22 protein-coding genes and 1 tRNA gene are annotated in these 18,404 nt (G+C 54.7%); 7 read left to right on the top strand and 16 right to left on the bottom strand.

Features of this window, described 5'->3' with window-relative positions:
- Positions 1-230: 230 nt before the first annotated feature.
- The 4 genes from EV681_RS03265 to hslU all read left to right on the top strand — a co-directional run bounded on the left by EV681_RS03265 (position 231) and on the right by hslU (position 3,853).
- Complete coding sequence (locus tag EV681_RS03265; RefSeq protein WP_128395926.1) at positions 231-1,352, top strand: CobW family GTP-binding protein; 1,122 nt, start codon at positions 231-233, stop codon at positions 1,350-1,352.
- A gap of 99 nt (positions 1,353-1,451) precedes the next feature.
- Positions 1,452-1,901: an RNA polymerase-binding protein DksA gene (gene dksA, locus EV681_RS03260; RefSeq protein ID WP_128395925.1), complete on the top strand. Its 450-nt coding sequence runs from the start codon at positions 1,452-1,454 to the stop codon at positions 1,899-1,901.
- A gap of 72 nt (positions 1,902-1,973) precedes the next feature.
- The gene (gene hslV / locus EV681_RS03255) at positions 1,974-2,507 is read left to right on the top strand and encodes an ATP-dependent protease subunit HslV (protein WP_128395924.1); all 534 of its coding nucleotides are present in this window, start codon (positions 1,974-1,976) and stop codon (positions 2,505-2,507) included.
- A 14-nt stretch (positions 2,508-2,521) separates the two neighbouring features.
- On the top strand, positions 2,522-3,853 hold the full coding sequence (gene hslU, locus EV681_RS03250) for an ATP-dependent protease ATPase subunit HslU (protein WP_128395923.1): 1,332 nt from the start codon (positions 2,522-2,524) through the stop codon (positions 3,851-3,853).
- Between the two features lie 351 nt (positions 3,854-4,204).
- Here hslU and EV681_RS03245 read toward each other — a convergent pair whose 3' ends face one another.
- Positions 4,205-4,501 (bottom strand): copper-binding protein, encoded by a 297-nt coding sequence (locus tag EV681_RS03245; RefSeq protein ID WP_128395922.1) that lies wholly within the window; start codon positions 4,499-4,501, stop codon positions 4,205-4,207.
- 466 nt (positions 4,502-4,967) lie between these two features.
- On the opposite strand from EV681_RS03245, the gene EV681_RS03240 reads away from it, so the two are divergent.
- The gene (locus tag EV681_RS03240) at positions 4,968-5,531 is read left to right on the top strand and encodes a cob(I)yrinic acid a,c-diamide adenosyltransferase (RefSeq protein ID WP_128395921.1); all 564 of its coding nucleotides are present in this window, start codon (positions 4,968-4,970) and stop codon (positions 5,529-5,531) included.
- A 148-nt stretch (positions 5,532-5,679) separates the two neighbouring features.
- Here the strand turns inward: EV681_RS03240 and EV681_RS03235 are convergent, their stop codons facing one another.
- From EV681_RS03235 to petA, 7 genes are all read right to left on the bottom strand, one after another.
- Complete coding sequence (locus tag EV681_RS03235) at positions 5,680-6,420, bottom strand: glutathione S-transferase family protein (protein WP_207226998.1); 741 nt, start codon at positions 6,418-6,420, stop codon at positions 5,680-5,682.
- 116 nt (positions 6,421-6,536) lie between these two features.
- Positions 6,537-6,612: transfer RNA gene (locus EV681_RS03230), tRNA-Thr, on the bottom strand.
- 201 nt (positions 6,613-6,813) lie between these two features.
- On the bottom strand, positions 6,814-7,239 hold the full coding sequence (locus EV681_RS03225) for a ClpXP protease specificity-enhancing factor (RefSeq protein WP_130303283.1): 426 nt from the start codon (positions 7,237-7,239) through the stop codon (positions 6,814-6,816).
- A 45-nt stretch (positions 7,240-7,284) separates the two neighbouring features.
- Positions 7,285-7,896 (bottom strand): glutathione S-transferase N-terminal domain-containing protein, encoded by a 612-nt coding sequence (locus tag EV681_RS03220; protein ID WP_014749335.1) that lies wholly within the window; start codon positions 7,894-7,896, stop codon positions 7,285-7,287.
- A 140-nt stretch (positions 7,897-8,036) separates the two neighbouring features.
- Complete coding sequence (locus tag EV681_RS03215) at positions 8,037-8,888, bottom strand: cytochrome c1 (protein WP_128395919.1); 852 nt, start codon at positions 8,886-8,888, stop codon at positions 8,037-8,039.
- 22 nt (positions 8,889-8,910) lie between these two features.
- Positions 8,911-10,296 carry a cytochrome b gene (locus tag EV681_RS03210; protein WP_128395918.1) on the bottom strand — a complete coding sequence of 462 codons (1,386 nt, stop codon included), beginning with the start codon at positions 10,294-10,296 and terminating at the stop codon, positions 8,911-8,913.
- A 51-nt stretch (positions 10,297-10,347) separates the two neighbouring features.
- A complete protein-coding gene (gene petA / locus EV681_RS03205) occupies positions 10,348-10,992 on the bottom strand; it encodes a ubiquinol-cytochrome c reductase iron-sulfur subunit (RefSeq protein WP_128395917.1) in 645 nt (214 codons plus the stop codon).
- A 120-nt stretch (positions 10,993-11,112) separates the two neighbouring features.
- Here petA and mscL point away from each other — a divergent pair, with 120 nt between their 5' ends.
- Entirely contained in the window at positions 11,113-11,568 is a 456-nt protein-coding gene (gene mscL, locus EV681_RS03200) for a large conductance mechanosensitive channel protein MscL (RefSeq protein WP_128395916.1), read from the top strand.
- A gap of 231 nt (positions 11,569-11,799) precedes the next feature.
- On the opposite strand, the gene EV681_RS03195 is transcribed toward mscL, so the two are convergent.
- Positions 11,800-12,585 carry a Nif3-like dinuclear metal center hexameric protein gene (locus EV681_RS03195; protein ID WP_128395915.1) on the bottom strand — a complete coding sequence of 262 codons (786 nt, stop codon included), beginning with the start codon at positions 12,583-12,585 and terminating at the stop codon, positions 11,800-11,802.
- 11 nt (positions 12,586-12,596) lie between these two features.
- Here EV681_RS03195 and EV681_RS03190 point away from each other — a divergent pair, with 11 nt between their 5' ends.
- On the top strand, positions 12,597-13,748 hold the full coding sequence (locus EV681_RS03190; protein WP_130303282.1) for a S1C family serine protease: 1,152 nt from the start codon (positions 12,597-12,599) through the stop codon (positions 13,746-13,748).
- A gap of 386 nt (positions 13,749-14,134) precedes the next feature.
- On the opposite strand, the gene tatC is transcribed toward EV681_RS03190, so the two are convergent.
- From tatC to hisA, 7 genes are all read right to left on the bottom strand, one after another.
- The gene (gene tatC / locus EV681_RS03185) at positions 14,135-14,926 is read right to left on the bottom strand and encodes a twin-arginine translocase subunit TatC (RefSeq protein ID WP_128393902.1); all 792 of its coding nucleotides are present in this window, start codon (positions 14,924-14,926) and stop codon (positions 14,135-14,137) included.
- Complete coding sequence (gene tatB, locus EV681_RS03180) at positions 14,926-15,645, bottom strand: Sec-independent protein translocase protein TatB (RefSeq protein WP_128393901.1); 720 nt, start codon at positions 15,643-15,645, stop codon at positions 14,926-14,928. The genes tatC and tatB overlap by 1 nt, the downstream gene beginning before the upstream one ends.
- 67 nt (positions 15,646-15,712) lie before the next feature.
- Positions 15,713-15,988 (bottom strand): Sec-independent protein translocase subunit TatA, encoded by a 276-nt coding sequence (tatA, locus tag EV681_RS03175; protein ID WP_128393900.1) that lies wholly within the window; start codon positions 15,986-15,988, stop codon positions 15,713-15,715.
- A gap of 90 nt (positions 15,989-16,078) precedes the next feature.
- A complete protein-coding gene (locus EV681_RS03170; RefSeq protein ID WP_128393899.1) occupies positions 16,079-16,465 on the bottom strand; it encodes a phosphoribosyl-ATP diphosphatase in 387 nt (128 codons plus the stop codon).
- Positions 16,462-16,854, bottom strand: a complete 393-nt coding sequence (hisI, locus tag EV681_RS03165) for a phosphoribosyl-AMP cyclohydrolase (protein ID WP_128393898.1) — start codon at positions 16,852-16,854, stop codon at positions 16,462-16,464. The genes EV681_RS03170 and hisI overlap by 4 nt, the downstream gene beginning before the upstream one ends.
- The gene (gene hisF / locus EV681_RS03160; protein ID WP_128393897.1) at positions 16,851-17,654 is read right to left on the bottom strand and encodes an imidazole glycerol phosphate synthase subunit HisF; all 804 of its coding nucleotides are present in this window, start codon (positions 17,652-17,654) and stop codon (positions 16,851-16,853) included. Before hisF ends, hisI begins: the two co-directional genes overlap by 4 nt.
- Positions 17,651-18,403, bottom strand: coding sequence for a 1-(5-phosphoribosyl)-5-[(5-phosphoribosylamino)methylideneamino]imidazole-4-carboxamide isomerase (hisA, locus tag EV681_RS03155; protein WP_128393896.1), 753 nt, complete (start codon positions 18,401-18,403; stop codon positions 17,651-17,653). Before hisA ends, hisF begins: the two co-directional genes overlap by 4 nt.
- Position 18,404 lies beyond the last annotated feature (1 nt).

Raw genomic sequence — 18,404 nt, 5'->3', positions numbered from 1 at the left:
GCTCAAGGCGGCCGACAAACATCCGTTATCCTGGCCAGGCATACCAGAATGTAAATTTCATTACACAAATCAAGATCTTAGGGTTTATCCCCAGTATTTGGGTTTATTTTCCTCGAGAAACAATTAACGTTTGCGACTTTCGCAAAGCTATGATGTAATCCTGCGATTGACTTTAGGAACGTCTTTTTGGAACCGGCCGGTTTCTGTTGCCGGTAGGACGTTTAAACGCTATGACAAAAACGCAAGCACAAGCAGATAAAATGATCCCTGTCACCGTTCTTACCGGTTTTCTGGGGGCAGGTAAAACCACACTCCTGAAACGCATCCTGACCGAATATCACGGCAACCGCATCGCCGTCATCGAAAATGAATTCGGACCGGAAAGCATAGATAACGAACTTCTGGTGCAGGATAGCGACGAGCAGATTATCGAGCTGTCCAACGGGTGCGTTTGCTGCACAATTCGCGGCGACCTGCTGAACACGCTGACCGATCTGAAAAATCGCCATCAGAAAGGCGAGTTGAAATTCGAACGCGTGGTGATCGAAACCACCGGTGTGGCCAACCCTGGTCCTGTTTGCCAGACATTCTTCATGGACGACAGCGTCGCCGCCTTCTATCGGCTCGATGCCGTGATTACGGTGGTCGATGCCAAACACGGCATGGAAACGCTGGATACCCAGCCTGAAGCCCAAAAACAGGTTGGGTTTGCAGATCGCATCCTGGTGTCCAAGAAAGACCTGGTCACTGACCAGGAATACGGAGCCCTGCGCCATCGGTTGCTGCATATGAATCCGCGCGCAGAAATCATGCCTGTTCATTTTGGCGAAATCGACATCAATAAGGTATTGGACATCAGCGGCTTTAACCTGAATACCATACTTGACATTGATCCGGAGTTTCTGAAAGAAGAACACCCCGATGCGGCGCACGATCACGACCACGGACACGGACATGATCACGGACACGATCATGATCACGCCCACGCACATGGTGAGCATCACGATCATGACCACCACCATCACGATCATCATCACGCTCATCACGATGACGAAATCGGCGCCTTCGTTTTCAAGTCCGAAAAACCGTTCATACCAGAACGTCTTGAAGAGTTCTTAAGCGGTGTAGTGCAGGTATTCGGTCCCGACCTGTATCGTTACAAAGGGATTCTCTACATGAAAGGTATGCGCCAGCGCATGATCTTCCAGGGTGTGCACATGCTAATGGGTGCAGAACCCGGTAAACCATGGGGGCCTAAGGAAAAGCCCTCCAACACCATGGTGTTTATTGGCCGCAAGTTGCCCAAGGATGTCATCCTTAACGGGCTGAACCAGTGTCTGGTACAAAAATAGTGGGCACTGAAGCATCATATTGCGCACAAATGTGATCACGCAATTTCAATCCATTGTGCGCTATGTTCAACATTATTGAAGTGATATATGGAGTGTTCTATGGCTAAGGCAGCTAAAAAAACAGATGCAACAACGCAAGCCCCTCTTCTGACCGAAGAGCAACTGCTCGCCATGCCCGAATCTGACTATATGAACGATGAGCAACTGGCGTTTTTCCGCGACCGCTTAAAGCGTCTGGAAGACGAGATCATCAATAATGCAGGCGTTACTACCGAAAATCTGCGTGAAACCCAGTTCGTTCCTGATCCGGCCGATCGCGCCACGATTGAAGAGGAACATGCTCTGGAATTGCGCACCCGGGATCGTGAGCGCAAGCTGCTCAAGAAAGTACAGCAATCGCTTGCCCATATCGAATCGCGTGACTACGGCTGGTGCGAAGAAACTGGCGAACCTATCGGCCTGCGTCGTCTGCTGGCCCGCCCCACCGCCACGTTGTCACTGGAAGCCCAGGAACGGCGTGAAAAACGCCAGAAAATGTACGGTGATTAATTAATTGATCCGGGTTCCTTGAAATCTTTCTGTCCCGTCCCTATCTAACTAGGGAAACAACAGGAAGGCTCTATGGAACAATTTCACGCTACTACCATCGTCTGCGCCCGGCGCGGCAATCAGGTCGCGCTCGGCGGCGATGGTCAGGTCACTCTGGGCAATATTGTCATCAAAGGCACTGCCCGCAAAATCCGTCGCTTGTACCACGATAAAATTCTGGCCGGCTTTGCTGGCGCCACTGCAGACGCCTTTACCCTGCAGGAACGCTTCGAAGCCAAGCTCGAAAAACACCAAGGCAACCTGATGCGCTCTGCGGTCGAACTGACCCGCGACTGGCGCACCGATCGCGTATTGCGCCGACTGGAAGCCATGCTGATCGTGGCCGATGCCGAACACACCCTTATATTGACCGGAAACGGCGACGTACTGGAACCCGAAAACGGCATTGCTGCCATCGGCTCCGGTGGCGCCTACGCACAGTCAGCGGCCCTGGCGCTATTGCAAAATACCGACCTGGCGCCTGATGTGGTCGTAAAAAAGTCCCTGGAAATTGCAGGCGATCTGTGCATTTACACCAACAGCAACCATATTGTTGAAACACTCTAATCGGAAATATCAGTATGTCAGCCAGTGTAATGACCCCAAAAGAAATTGTCTCTGAACTGGACAAAAATATTGTCGGACAGAACAAGGCAAAAAAATCTGTCGCCGTTGCCCTGCGCAACCGCTGGCGTCGCCAGCAGGTGCCCGAACCCTTGCGCAACGAAATCCACCCCAAGAATATTCTCATGATTGGCCCCACCGGGGTCGGCAAAACAGAGATCGCACGGCGCCTGGCCAAGCTGGCCAATGCCCCGTTTATCAAGATCGAGGCAACCAAATTCACTGAAGTGGGTTATGTCGGCCGCGATGTCGACACCATTATTCGTGATCTGCTCGAGATCTCCATCAAGCAGACCCGTGAGCTGGAAACACGCCGGGTGCGAACCCAGGCCGAAGATGCCGCCGAAGATCGTATCCTGGACGTTCTGGTAGCGCCGCCACGCGACAGCAACGGCGAACCCCTGCGTCAGGAAAATACTGCCCGCCAGACCTTTCGCAAGAAACTGCGCGAAGGACAGCTGGATGACACAGAGATTGAAATCGAAGTGAACCAGGCCATGCCGCAAATGGAAATCATGGCGCCACCGGGCATGGAAGACATGACCGAGCAGCTCAAGGGCATGTTTGCTGGCCTGAGTCGTGAGAAGAAAAAGACCACGAAAATGACCATCAAAAACGCCTTCAAGCTACTGGTTGACGAAGAAGCCGCCAAACGGGTCAATGAAGAGGAAATTCGCACCGCTGCGGTAAAAAACGCCGAACAGCAGGGCATCGTCTTTCTCGATGAAATCGACAAAATTGCGACCCGTCAGGAAAACGGCGGTGGTGATGTTTCCCGCCAGGGTGTGCAGCGCGACCTGCTGCCATTGGTAGAAGGCACAACCGTCAATACAAAATACGGCATGGTGCGTACAGATCACATTCTGTTCATCGCCTCGGGTGCATTTCACTTGTCCCGCCCCTCGGACCTGATCCCCGAATTGCAGGGCCGGTTCCCCATCCGGGTCGAGCTCGATTCGCTAACGACCGATGATTTCGTTCGGATTTTGTCAGACACCGATGCATCACTGACCAAGCAGTACACCGCACTGATGGCCACAGAAGACGTTGCGCTGGAGTTTTCTGACGAGGGCATCCATCGCCTGGCAGAACTGGCTTTTGACGTCAACGAACGCACCGAAAACATTGGCGCGCGTCGACTTTATACAGTCATGGAAAAACTGTTGGAAGATCTGTCATTCGATGCGACAACCAGCAGCGGCAAAGTCGTCAAAATCGACGCCGACTATGTCAACAGCAAGCTGGAAGAAGCCGCCAGCAGCCAGGATCTGGCACGCTACGTACTGTAAGCAATTGCAGTAGGAAATTCGGCTGAGTAGGAACGTCGGCTGAAAACGAAAAAGGTGCAGGCACTCATATAAGTCCTGCACCTTTTTTACATCAACCGCTGGTTCGCTTAAATTGGCCCGATGGTCTGCACATCACGCAGGCCTCGCGCCAGACTGGCTATTGAAGAAGACGCCGATAGAGGGCTTTACTCGGGCCTGCGGGCACGAGGACACGCGTCCACACCCAAAACACTTCTGTGCCTGCCCGGCACCGCCTGCAGCGCTTTAAACTGCGGTGTCAGTCGGGATGGACAGCACTCGCGCGCAACAACGAACCATTGTCACGACTCACGCCCCTACAAAGCCTTCAGGTTAGTTGCTGATTTCCTTGATGACGTAGTCCTTGCCAACCCGCTCGGCCGTAAAGCTGACCGAATCACCGGGCTTGATATCCTTGAGCAGTGCGGCATCGATCTTGTAGGACAGGGTCATGGCCGGCAACTTCAGATCGCTGATGGCCTCTTGCTTGATGGCAATCTTGCCCTGGTCAGGTTGAATGCGGCGCACTTCTCCACTACCCCGCCCCGTCGTTTCCTGGGCGTGAGCGACGCTGGTGACAGCCATGGCTGCGGCCAGCCCCAACATCACAGTTGCAATTGACTTTTTCATGCGCATCTCCGGTGTTTGCATTTCAATCTTCATTTTAGGACAAAAGACAGCATCCGACGAAACGGGCGCGTTTCAGTCGTTACATAGCGCTTCAGGCTGTGGCGAGTTTAAGCTACGCCATACGTGCTTATTCCAGCCCTTGTATCATGGTCATGAGCATGATCACGATACAATGTATAACTCGTTTATGAATCGGCAAGATTCGTATCAACCAAACACAAAGGCCTGGCTATCACCACAGCGCCAACCCAACTTCGCGTGCCCCGGCTAACATTATCACGGCTGGTCGACGATTACCCTGGCGCGAGTCCTGATATGGCGTTGCGCCTGGCAAGAGCTGGCGCAGGCACCGCGCAATTGCGGATGCAGCAGCAAATGAACGACAAACGATCAACGAACGATCACCATTACGTGACAGGGATGCAGGCAATGTGTATCTACTATTCAAAAGGAGCTTCTGAGCACCATGGACGACCGACTGACTTCAATCATTACCAAAACCGGTGACGATGGCACCACTGGCCTGGGTGACGGCTCCCGTATTTCCAAAAACAGTCTCCGTATTCAGGCGATCGGTGATGTAGACGAACTCAATAGCCAGCTTGGGCTGCTCCTGACTGAACCGTCCCTGCAGCAAGATATCATCCAGTTGCTGCAACAGGTGCAGCACCGGCTGTTCGATCTGGGCGCAGAGCTTAGCGTGCCTGGCTACACCGCGCTGGTCGAAGATCACATCACGATGCTGGAGCAGGCGGTGCAAACGTATCATACGACCCTGCCCCCATTACGCGAATTCATTCTACCCGGCGGTTGTGTGGCGGCGGCGCAGGCACATGTATGCCGCAGTGTCTGCCGGCGCGCCGAACGCAGTGTGGTCGCCATCAATGCGGCCGAACCGGTCAGCGATACTGCCCGACATTATCTAAACCGGCTATCCGATTGTCTGTTCGTGATCGCCCGCGTTCTGAATCAGCGTGCCGAACAAAGCGATATTTTCTGGCAGGCGGCAAATAAAAAATCAGCGCCATAGCTCTTTTAGCTCCAGGCCTGGCACTGGCTATCGATCTCTTGTGCTGCCCCTGCGCCATGGCCGGACGCCAGAGCGCAGGTCACCCATTGAGACGCATGACGTCAAGGCGAGCGTTGTGGCCATCTATTTGGGAAGAATGCAGCCATTGTTATGGCACGCGCAGTTCTTCATACGACACCATGACATGCTCCACATAAGCGGGCCTGCACTTGAGCTTTTCATAATAAGCTTTGATCGCCGGCAAAGACGGCCTGACAATATCAATATCAAAATACCGATATAACACATGACCGAACTGTATATCTGCCATCGAAAAAGCATCTCCGGCGACAAAGGCGTTCCTGGACAGCCGGGCTTCTGCAATCGCCATTTTCCGGTGCAGGTCTGATAACGCCGCGTCGATGGCCGGCCTGTCCTGCTGCGACTTTGCCGTTCTGACGAGTTTGCCAAAAACCGGGCCCGTAAAGTTAAGCGCGATATTCAGCTTGGCCCATTCCGCCCATTGGTCGATCTGCGCACGCCTTGCGCAATCGGCGGGCCAGAAATCCTCATCCCCGTAACAACCTGCCAGATAGCGGACAATTGCGCCGGTTTCCCATATCGGATCACCGTCAGCGTCACGAATGACGGGGACAGTGCCGTTCGGATTCATCGCCAGGAACGCCGGCGTATCAGTACCGCCAAACTTATGACCAACGTCGTAGCGCTCATAAGCGAGCGCCAGCTCCCCGATGCACCACATCAATGCCTGCACATTCGAAGAGGTCTTTCTCCCCCAAACCTGTAGCGGCACCTTATTTTTTCTCAAAGCGGCATGTCTTTGATTGTTCATTGCCAACCCGATATGGAAGTAGAAAAATGCTTGGACGGTTGTTGTCTGACGCAACATCTGCTATTGCCCTGGCACCCACTCACAATACTTAAAAAAGCAGATGCAGCACCCAAAACAAAAGCCCCGCAATCAACATACCTGAAGTATGACCGAAGACGGGGCGTTTGAAATTCTGGTGCCGGTTAAAGGAGTTGAACCCTCGACCTTCTGATTACAAATCAGCTGCTCTACCAACTGAGCTAAACCGGCGAAAGAAAGATTATATGTGAAGCTGGCGGAAAAAGTCCAGTTTTACGGCATACAGGGTCAAAAAAGCCACGATCGTGTCTTGTTTTAGCTGCAAAAAGCGCCACGCAAACCGCTGTCCGCCCGAATTACATGGACCTGGCCATGACATGGCGCCGGCGCCACTGCCGGCCATCTTCGATCATCTGCGGCCAGGGTCATCGGTTACTTGACCACCTTGAGCCAAGGCGCCTTTTCTTTTGGCGTAGGCGAAGGTGGTGGATCGTCGTCTGGCAATGAGGTATCGTGGGTATCGGAACCCGCGTCTGTCAAATCGTACTCTTCGACCTCAAACTGCATCCCTTCCTGTGTCTCGCGTGCATAAATCGCTTCGACGCGCGCCACGGGAACGGAAATTTGTCGCGAAGCTCCGCCGAATCTTGCCTGAAACTCAATCCAGTCATTGCCCATGACCAGACGATTGGTTGCCATTGCGCCTACATTCAACGTAATGCGTTCGTCACGGACAAACTCCCTGGGTACCTGGCAGGCCGCATCAACATGGACCACCAGATGAGGGGTGTAGCCGGCATCGGTACACCACTCATGCCAGGCACGCAACAGATATGGTTTGGTAGATGGTTTTTCCATTCACTTTCCTTTAGTCTGTGGCTGTGCTAACTGTCCCGGAACGGATCAGCGACGCATTACCTTTTCTGACGGCGTCAATGCCTCGATATAGGCCGGGCGCGAGAAGATCCGCTCAGCATATTTCTGGATCGGCGCTGCATTTTTGGGCAACTCGATACCGTAATGGTCCAGACGCCACAGCAGCGGCGCCATGGTCACGTCAAGCATGGAGAACTCTTCACCCAGCATGTAGCGATTTTTGATCAGCAAGGGCGCCAACTGTGACAGGCGGTCGCGGATCATGCGGCGGGCATTTTCCAGTTTCTTCTCGTCGGAACGGGCAGAACGATCTTCCAGCACCCCAACGTGAACAAACAGCTCTTTTTCAAAATTATGCAGGAACAAGCGGGTGCGCGCACGCATGACCGGATCGGCAGGCATCAGTTGAGGATGCGGAAAACGCTCGTCAATGTACTCATTGATAATATTGGATTCATACAGAATCAGGTCACGCTCTACCAGGATGGGGACGCGACCGTAGGGGTTCATGACCGAGATATCCTCGGGCTTGTTGAACAGGTCAATATCACGAACCTCAAAGTCCATGCCTTTTTCGTACAGGACGAAACGGCAGCGTTGAGAAAATGGACACGTGGTTCCAGAATAAAGCACCATCATGGTGTGCAGTCTCCCGCAAAAAATAAAAAAAAGAAAAGGTCAGTGCCCATCATACAACAAGCACTGACCCGAATCACAGTAGTTCTGACATCGGCAGCAAAGGAAGGGTTTTGCATCCCCCCGACTGCTGCCGACAACGCTTACTTAACGTGTTTCCAGTAAGACGCGTTCAGTCTCCAGACAACGATAAAGAACAGCCCGAGGAACAACAGCACCCATACGCCCAACTTCTTGCGCAGCAGTTGTTCTGGTTCGGACATCCAGCCCAGAAAGGCGGTCAGGTCAGCAACGTCGTTGTCAAACTGTGCCTGTCTGGATGGATCCAGATACTTCAGTGTCGAGTGTGACGATGCACTGCCATGATACTCGGGCAGGGGCTCATCACTCACGACAGACTTGAAGCCTTCGGAGTCCACTTTCGTGGTGATCTTGCGCCATTCCTGTTTGCCGTCTTTGTCCACAGGGTGGATGTCGACGGTTTCCAGTTCACGCGGGCCTTGCAGGTTCCACATGGCATGCGGCATACCTACGTTCGGGAACAGCAGATTGTTCCAGCCCAGAGGACGGGACGCATCGCGGTAGAACGTACGCAGGTAAGTGTAGATATAGTCTGTACCGTCCTGCCCCATATTGGCAGCCTTGGCGCGCGCCATGACAGACAGGTCGGGCGGTGCTGCCCCGAACCAGGCCTTGGCGTCAGCCGGGCTCATGGCAACGTGCATGAGTTCGCCGACCTTATCGCCGGTAAACAGCAGGTTTTCCTTGATCTGCTCTTCGGTCAGGCCAAGTTCCGTGAGCTTGTTGTAGCGCATGGAATTGGCACTGTGACAGTTCAGACAGTAGTTGACGAAAAGCTTCGCACCATTTTGCAAGGAAGCCAGATGATTGACACGGTTGGGGGCACGATCCCACTCCATGCCGCCTTCGGCGGCCAGGACAGGAGTGGCAAAAGTGACGGCCAGTAACAATGCGCCTATTAACTTTTTAAACATGTTCATTCCTGTATTTTTCAACTTAGTGGGGATGGAAGGTCACACGATCAGGGACTTTCTTGAACGTACCCAGCCGGCTCCAGATTGGCATGAACAGGAAGAAAGCCAGGTAAATCAGTGTACCCACTTGAGAAATAATATTCAGGACAGGACTTGGCGCCTTTGTACCAATGATGCCCAGGATCACGAAGTTGATCAGGAAGACGGCATACACCAGCTTGTGCCAACCTGGACGGTAGCGGATGGATTTGACCGGAGAATGGTCAAGCCAGGGCATAAAACCCAGGATGACCACGGTGCCGCCCATAATGACCACACCCCAGAATTTCGCATCGTAAACACGCAGGGCAACCGCAACCAGCACCAGAATGACCGGGAAAATGATTTTCCAGATGCCCTTGAGGTTTTTGCTGAACAGCAGGCCTACGGCAAAGATCAGCGCCAGGGCAACCAGCACCCAGGTAAATTCATCTGTTGTTGCACGCAGCATGGAGTAGAACGGCGTGAAATACCAGACAGGCGCAATATGCGGCGGTGTCTTGAACGCATCGGCCGGCAGGAAGTTATTGGCTTCCAGGAAGTAACCACCCATGGTTGGCGCAAAGAACATGATCGCGGCAAAAACAATGAGAAAGCCGACTACGCCCATCAAATCGTGTACCGAATAGTACGGATGGAAGGGGATGCCGTCCAGGGGGCGGCCATTGGCATCTTTTTTCTCTTTGATTTCAACGCCATCGGGATTGTTCGAGCCAACTTCATGCAGAGCAATAAGGTGGGCAGCGACCAGACCAATGAGCACCAATGGAATGGCGATCACGTGGAAGGCAAAGAAGCGGTTGAGTGTGGCATCGGATACGACGAAGTCGCCGCGAATCCAGATGGACAGGTCAGGACCGACATAAGGAATGGCGGAGAACAGGTTCACAATCACCTGGGCGCCCCAAAAGGACATTTGACCCCATGGCAGCAGATAGCCGAAGAAGGCTTCGGCCATCAGACAGAGGAAAATGGCCACGCCGAAGATCCAGACCAGTTCACGCGGCTTGCGGTAGGAACCGTAGAACAGGCCACGCAACATGTGCAGATACACGACCACAAAGAACATGGAAGCGCCGGTAGAGTGCATATAGCGGATGATCCAGCCATAGGGCACTTCGCGCATGATGTATTCTACCGATGTGAACGCCAGCGCGGCATCGGGTTTGTAGTGCATGACCATGAAAATACCGGTCACAATCTGGATAACCAGAACCAGCAGAGCCAGTGATCCGAAGAAATACCAGAAATTGAAATTCTTGGGTGCGTAATACTCGGACAGATGGGCTTTCCACAGACTTGTCAGTGGGAAACGCCGATCAACCCAACCCAACAATCCTGTCGTTTCGACAACTTTTTCGCCAGCCATTTTACAGGGCTCCTTTTCTAACTAGGCAAGAGATCAGACGGATCATTGGGATCAGCCTTCCGCTTTTTCTAAACCGACCATAACTGTGTTATCGTCGATAAAGTAATAAGGGGGAATAAGAAGATTGTCAGGTGCGGGCTGATTTTTGAAAACCCGGCCGGCCAGATCAAAATGGGAACCATGGCAAGGGCAAAGAAAGCCGCCTTCCCAGTCGGCGCCCATACCCTCGGAACCGCCGATGGCGAAACGGGGTGACGGAGAACAGCCCAGGTGTGTACAGATACCAACGCAAATAAACCATTCCGGCTTGCGTGAACGGCCTTCGTTCTTGGCAAAATCGGGAGTGTAGTCAGGACGCTCGGACTTCGGATCGGCAAGATGCGAATCGTTTTTTGTCAGACCCTCAATCATGGCCGGTGTACGGTGGATGATCCATACCGGCTTGCCCTGCCATTCGGCGGTGATCATGTTGCCTGGGGCAATACCACCCAGCGCGATTTCCACTGGCGCGCCGGCTGCCTTGGCCCGATCGGACGGGTTCATTGATGCTACAAAAGGAACGGCCGTTGCCACTCCTGCTACACCACCGACCGCACAGGCTGTACCCAGCCAGAAGCGTCTTTGCGGATCAGAGGGAAGCACCGCTGGCGTGGCGGGCCCCTGATTATCATACTGCTGTATAGAATCCTGACTCATTATCCATCCTTGTTGATACACTCAAGGTACTAAAATTTACTATATTTTATGTGTACATAATTTGGCAACCGTTTATTATATACCGGTGCCCGAGCCGGGCGTGGAAAAAAGGACATAATCATGAGTAAAGGTTTTATAAACGAGTTCAAAGAGTTTGCAATCAAAGGCAACATGATTGACCTGGCGGTTGGTGTGATTATCGGCGCCGCTTTCGGAAAGATCATTGACTCTTTAGTCAAAGACGTCATCATGCCCATGATCAATTTCATCCTCGGTGGATCTGTTGATTTTGCCAATAAGTTCATTGTCTTATCCGAACCCGAAGGCTATGCCGGAGCACGTACCTACGAAGCCATGAGCAAAGCCGGTGCCAACCTGCTGGCCTATGGTAACTTTCTCACAATCTTCATTAATTTCATCCTGCTGGCGCTGGTTATCTTCTGCCTGGTCAAAGCCGTCGCCAAAGCGCGCGCCACCTTTGAACGGGAAAAAGAAGCCGAAGCTGCCGCCGATCCGGCCGATGTCGCCCTGCTCAAGGAGATCCGCGATCTGCTGCGTCAGAAACCTACGGTCTGACCTGCTACGCTCCTTGTCACCGCTGGCCCCGAGTCCTGTGGCCAGACTCTGACGACAAGGCCTGGAGTAAAAAAACAACATCTGTGATAAATTGCAGATGTTGTTTTTTTTCGTCCGACTGCGGCTCATTGAGCTCACCGTGGCGGGCATCAGCGTAGCGCTACGGCTGCATTCTGTCGCGCAAGCGATGCCTGGCGATAGGCGCGCCCTGGCCAGCGCGGCCACGTCGCATTACACCGGATTGGGCAGATCCACGAACTCCACATCCAGGCCAAAGTGTTCTGCCACGGCCTGCCCCAGCGCCTGAACTCCATAGCGCTCGGTCGCGTGATGGCCGGCGCCAATATAGGCCACGCCCGACTCCATCGCCTGATGATAGACCTGCTCCGACGCCTCTCCGGTCAGGTAAACATCCACGCCACGCGCAATCGCCTCTTCAAACATGCCCTGGGCGCCGCCGGTACACCAGGCGATACGCTGCAAGGGCCGCTCACTGTTGCCTATAAGCAACGGACACCGACCCAGGGCCGTTTCAATCTGCGCACCCAAATCGCCCAGCGTGCGCAGCCCGGGCGGCAAGGTACCCGACCAGATCAACCCGCCTTTGCCGAATACGACCGGCTGCCCGCTGCCGTCGTCGGCCCGATCAGGGACCAGGCCCAGGACCCTCGCCAATTGCGCATTGTTGCCCCATTCCGGGTGCGCATCCAGAGGCAAATGGTAGCCAATGATGTTCAGGCCATGCCGTATCGCCAGTTCCATGCGATGATATTTGCTGCCGACCACACACGGATTCTCGCCTTTCCAGAACCAGCCGTGATGCACAAGAACGGCATCGGCACCTTTGTCTGCGGCAATTTGCAACAGCCGCGCCGAAGCGGTCACGCCCGTAATCACCTTTTTTATTTCGGCCTTACCCTGCACCTGCAGCCCGTTTGGTGCATAATCTTGAAAGAGGGCTGGTTTTAGTTGCTGGTCCAGCCAGCCCAGCAAATCCTGCACGAAAATTTTATTCACGACGTCTTCCTATGTATCGTTTTTGGTTACTGTTATCTCAGGCGGTCACCGTCTGCCTGGCGTTGGTTTTCACCATTACAACATTGCGCCCGGGCTGGCTAACGCCTAGCGCCAGCGACAATCCGCGCGTTCTGCCTGCCACAACGCTCACATCAGCCAATGAGAGCCTGAGCTTTGCCTCGGCCGTTGCCGCTGCCACGCCGTCCGTTGTGAATATCTATACCACAAAGAACATCGACTCGCCTTTCAAGAACCTGCCGGATGTTCCTGCGCTCAAACCCTTTATCAAGGATAACAAGGAACAGAACACAATGGGGCCCACCAATCTGGGTTCCGGTGTGATCGCCTCGGACCAGGGCTATATCCTGACCAACTATCACGTGATCGAAGCGGCCGATTCCATTGAAGTGGGCCTGTCAGACGGGCGCAAGGCCCCGGCCAAACTCATCGGCTCCGATCCCGATACAGACCTGGCCGTACTCAAGGCCGATCTTCCCGACCTGCCGGTGATCCATTACAACGCCGGCAATACGCCACGAATTGGCGATATGGTCCTGGCAATCGGCAACCCGTTCGGCGTGGGCCAGACAACCACCATGGGTATTGTATCGGCGCTGGGTCGTACCGGCCTGGGAATCAATACCTATGAAAATTTCATTCAGACCGATGCGGCCATCAATCCGGGCAACTCCGGCGGTGCATTGATCAATACCCGAGGCGATCTGATCGGCATTAACACCGCCATCTACACCGAATCGGCTGCCGGCGGCTCACTGGGCATCGGCTTTGCCACGCCCGCCGATACCGCCATGCGCATCATGTACGAAATCATCAAAACCGGCAGCGTCTCGCGCGGCTGGCTTGGCATAGAGCCACAGGACATCACTACCGATCTGGCCAGGGCGTTCAATCTGAAAAACACCAATGGGGTGATTATTGCCACGCTGGCCCCGAATGGTCCGGCCAGCCAGGCTGGCCTGCTGGTTGGCGACATCCTGCTCGCGGCCAATGGGGAAGATATTACCGGAACCGACCATTTACTGAACAAAATTGCCGAGTTTGCTCCTCAATCGAAAGTGACCTTCACCGTTTTGCGCGGCGGCAAAAAGCATGACTTCATCGTAACACTGGGTAAACGGCCCCAGGTGACCACCACCAACTGACCGCGACAGAAATGGCAGGCAGGCGGTTCTGCCGCATCCTTCTGCCGCGCTCCCGGCCACATCGCCTTCATCCTGTCCGGCCGCATCCGAACAATAACAGCGCGCGAATCGCAGTCACCGCCCCTCGTAGACTCACTTGACCAAGCCCGCGTATTGCACTCATGACGCCTGCAACGCCTCTACCTTGCGCCAACACAGCAATACGGATGACATTGCTAGCACAACATTTAATAAATAGTAAGAGATGGGAGACAGCGGAGTCAGTGAATGACGCAGCAATAGCGAGTGAACTGCTTGCCGGACAAGACAATAGCGCAGAAACTGCAGGCCACAGCCGACGCGCCGCTATAGGCCCTCACGCCCAGGCAAGTGCGGACAAGACCGCCCTACTCTTCAGATTCTGATTCTTGCTGATCCAGCTTGCTGACCTTGACAAAGCGCGCGGCAAACAAGCCCAGTTCAAACAACAGGCACAGGGGAACGGCCAGCAGAAATTGCGACATCACATCAGGAGGCGTTACCACTGCCGCCACCACAAAGGCCCCGACGATGACATAGCCGCGCATTGACTTGAGTTTGGCCACTGAAATCATGCCGGTGCTGACAAGCACGACAACAACAATAGGCACTTCAAACGTGACCCCAAAGGCCAGGAACATGGTCATCACAAAGCCAAGATACGCCTCGATATCCGGTGCGAAATTGATAGACTCGGGCGAGACCATGGCGATGAAATGAAAGATAGTATGGAAAACAATGTAGTAGCAGAATGCCATTCCGAAAAAAAACAGCAACGTACTGGAGACCACCAGCGGCATGGCCAGTTGTTTTTCATGACGGTACAGGCCCGGCGCAATAAAAGCCCAGGCCTGGTACAGCACGTAAGGCAAGGCGATCATGAACGCAAGCAACAGCGTTACCTTCAGGGGCACCAGAAACGGCGTGATCACGCCGGTGGCGATCATTCGGTTGCCGGCCGGCAACGACGCAATCATGGGCTGCGCAATAAAATCGTAGACCGCACCCGTACCAGGATAGATACACAGAATAGCAAAGAGCCCGATCACAGCCAGCAGCGCCCTGATCAGGCGGGTGCGCAATTCGATCAGATGGGAAAAAAAGCTGTCTTCAGGCAGACTTTCCTGCGCGTTGTCGGGAGGAAGAATTGGATTGGCCATCAGGAATGCTTATCGGAACGGGTAACGGCAGAGGCCGGCGCATCGGCTTGCGTGGATTTGACATCGGGCCGATCAGCCGCGGCAGGCGGGTTTGAAGCAGTCTGCGACGCAACCTGTGGGGCAGCTTTGTCAACAGACGAGGAGTCGACAGGTGCAGCGGTCGCCGCTGTTTTGCCAGCAGTTACCGCATCCGAGGGCACGACAGGCTCAACCGGAGGTTCTGCCAGGGGTGCCATCAGGTCTGCAACCCCTGCCGTGGTCGATTGCGCACCGGTAGTCGTAGACGCGGCGGCCGGCGCAATCATTTTCGATGCATCGGCATCGGCCTGCGCGTCTGCCGCAAGATTGCCTGCACCAGCAGCGTCTGAATCGCCTTGCCGTGTTGTCGTGGTGTTTGTGCTGACGCTATCGCGCAGCGTATTGCCGGTGCGTTCCAAATCATCCCGCAGGGCATTGACCGGGTTGCGCAAGGCACTGGCAGTGTCTTCTACCGACGATTTGACATCACTGACGGCAGACTGCATTTCTTCTTTTATCTTGGCAATTTCCTGGATATCCACTTCCCGCTGAATATCGCTTTTTACGTCGTTCACGTAGCGTTGCGCGCGACCCACCAGGTGGCCCAGCGTACGGGCGACCGTAGGCAGGCGTTCGGGGCCGATCACAATAAGCCCCACAACACCGATAACGAACAGCTCTCCGAAACTTAAACCAAACATACTTGCTACTTTTCAAGAAGATCGGCGGGGTATGCCGCAGCTTATGCCGACCGTCGGCACGACGTATTTACTCGGACTTGTCGCGAGCCTGCACGTCGATCGCATCCGGATTGGAGCGAGCCGTCGTGCCGGGTCGGGCCGGATCCTGCGTGTCGGCGACCTTGCGATTGAGGCCATCATCTTTTGATGAATCAGCTTCTTCGTTGGCGTCCTTGATGCCTTTTTTGAACCCCTTGACTGCACCACCCAGATCTTCGCCTACGTTGCGCAGCTTTTTGGTACCGAAAATGAGGGCGATAATGACCAGTACGATCAACCAGTGCCAGATACTTAGACTGCCCATGTGTTACTCCTGAAATCAGATTGCGTGAATACGCATACTATACCAATTAATTGGCGAATCAATAGGGAAATATCATGAACGTAATCGCAGTTATGCACTGCGATCCGGCGCACTGTCCGCGCCCTCATGATTGCGCGCTGCCTTTTCCGCCAACCCGGACAGGCCTTCACGACGGGCCAGCTCGGCAAGCACATCTTCAGGCCGCAACCCATAATGGGTCAGCGCGACCAGACAGTGAAACCACAGATCAGCCGTTTCAGACACAATTCGCTCGGGTACGCCGTCTTTTGCCGCCATCACCAGTTCGGTTGCTTCCTCGCCGATTTTCTTGAGAAAAGCGTCGGGGCCACGCGCCAGCAATTTGGCCGTATATGACGATTGTGAATCACCGCCGGCCTGTGGCCTGCGGGTTTCCAGTACATCGGCCAAACGAACCAGAATATCGGCAGTGGGCGCCGGAAGATTATCTTGCGTCATTTGTACATACTCTGCGGATCCTTGAGCACCTCATCGGTTATCTGCCATTGCTGCGCCGGTGCAGCGCCGGTGAGCTCGCGAAAAAAACAACTCTCGCGCCCAGTATGGCAGGCTACACCGCCCTGCTGCTCGACGGTAAGCAATATCACGTCGCCGTCGCAATCCAGACGCAGCGAACACACCCGCTGGGTATTGCCCGACTCTTCACCCTTGCGCCAGAGCCGCTTGCGCGACCGCGACCAATAGACGGCTCTGCCGGTTGCCGCAGTTTCCTCAAGCGCCTCGCGGGTCATCCACGCAACCATCAGGATCCGGCCACTTTGCCAGTCCTGCGCGATAGCAGGCACCAGGCCGTCCGCGTCGAATACTACGTCATCTATCCAGTTCATTGAGTGTTCCTGACCTGTATCCCGTGTTCAGCCATATACGCCTTGGCCTGCGCGATACTGTAATCGCCGTAATGGAATATGCTGGCAGCCAGCACCGCACTGGCGCGGCCTTCGTTAACGCCGTCGCAAAGATGTTGCAAATTGCCGACCCCGCCGGAGGCGATGACCGGCACAGCCACGGCATCGGAAATGGTCCGGGTCAGCTGCAGGTCAAACCCCGCTTGCGTGCCGTCCTGATCCATGCTGGTAATCAATAATTCACCGGCGCCGTAGCGGGCCATGCGTACGGCCCAGGCAACAGCATCGATGCCAGTGGGCTTGCGCCCGCCGTGGGTAAACACTTCCCAGCGCAGCGGTTCGCCCGGCGCCGAGACCCGTCGCGCATCCACAGCCACCACAATGCACTGTGAACCGTAATAATCGGCGCAGGCGCGCACCAATTCGGGTTCATTCACAGCCGCACTATTGATGGACACCTTGTCGGCGCCCGCATTGAGCAAGCGCTGCACGTCGGGCAGCGCCCGCACGCCGCCGCCAACTGTAAGCGGGATAAACACTTCTGATGCTACCTGCTCTATCATGGACAAGGTCAGATCCTTGCCATCACTGGTCGCAGTAATATCCAGAAAAGTGAGCTCATCGGCCCCCTGTTCATTGTAGCGCCTTGCAATTTCCACCGGATCACCGGCATCGCGCAACTGGACAAAATTCACACCCTTGACGACGCGTCCGGCCGTTACATCAAGGCACGGTATGACGCGAGTGGTCAGCGTGTGCGTCGCAGCCGTAGAATGTGTCACTCCTGCTCGTCCCCGTTTAGCTCGTCAGCCATTTCCTGAGCCGCCTGAAAATCCAGCGTGCCTTCGTAGATGCTGCGGCCCAGTATGACGCCTTCGACGCCTTCGGACTCAACCTCGCACAACGCTTCGATATCTGTCAGGTCCGTTACGCCGCCAGAGGCAATGACCGGGATCCTGACGTGCTGGGCCAGACGCACCGTGGCTTCGATATTGACGCCAGTCAGCATGCCGTCGCGGCCGATATCTGTGTAGATAATGGACTCAACGCCGTAGTCTTCGAACTTGCGGCCAAGATCGAGCACATCATGCTTGGTCAGTTTGCTCCACCCGTCCGTTGCCACCTTGCCATCCCTGGCATCGAGCCCGACAATGATGTTACCGGGGAAAGCGCTGCAGGCATCCTGCAGAAAGCCAGGGTCCTTCACGGCCGCCGTCCCGATAATGACATACTCGATGCCGAAATCCAGGTACCGTTCGATGGTATCCAGATCGCGGATGCCACCGCCGATCTGCACCGGGATGTCGTCTCCGACAGCCCGCACGATGGCCCTGATCACATCTTCGTTTTTGGGTTTGCCAGCGACGGCCCCGTTCAGGTCGACCAGATGCAGGCGTCTTGCGCCCTGGTCATACCATTGTTCCGCGACGGTAACCGGGTCTTCGGAAAAAATGGTGGCATCCTGCAAGTCCCCCTGGCGCAGGCGGACACAACGTCCGTCCTTCAAATCAATGGCTGGTATGAGCAGCATA

The organism is Advenella incenata (genome assembly GCF_004217095.1).
GTDB lineage: Bacteria > Pseudomonadota > Gammaproteobacteria > Burkholderiales > Burkholderiaceae_B > Advenella > Advenella incenata.
This window is presented reverse-complemented; position numbering and strand designations above follow the sequence as displayed.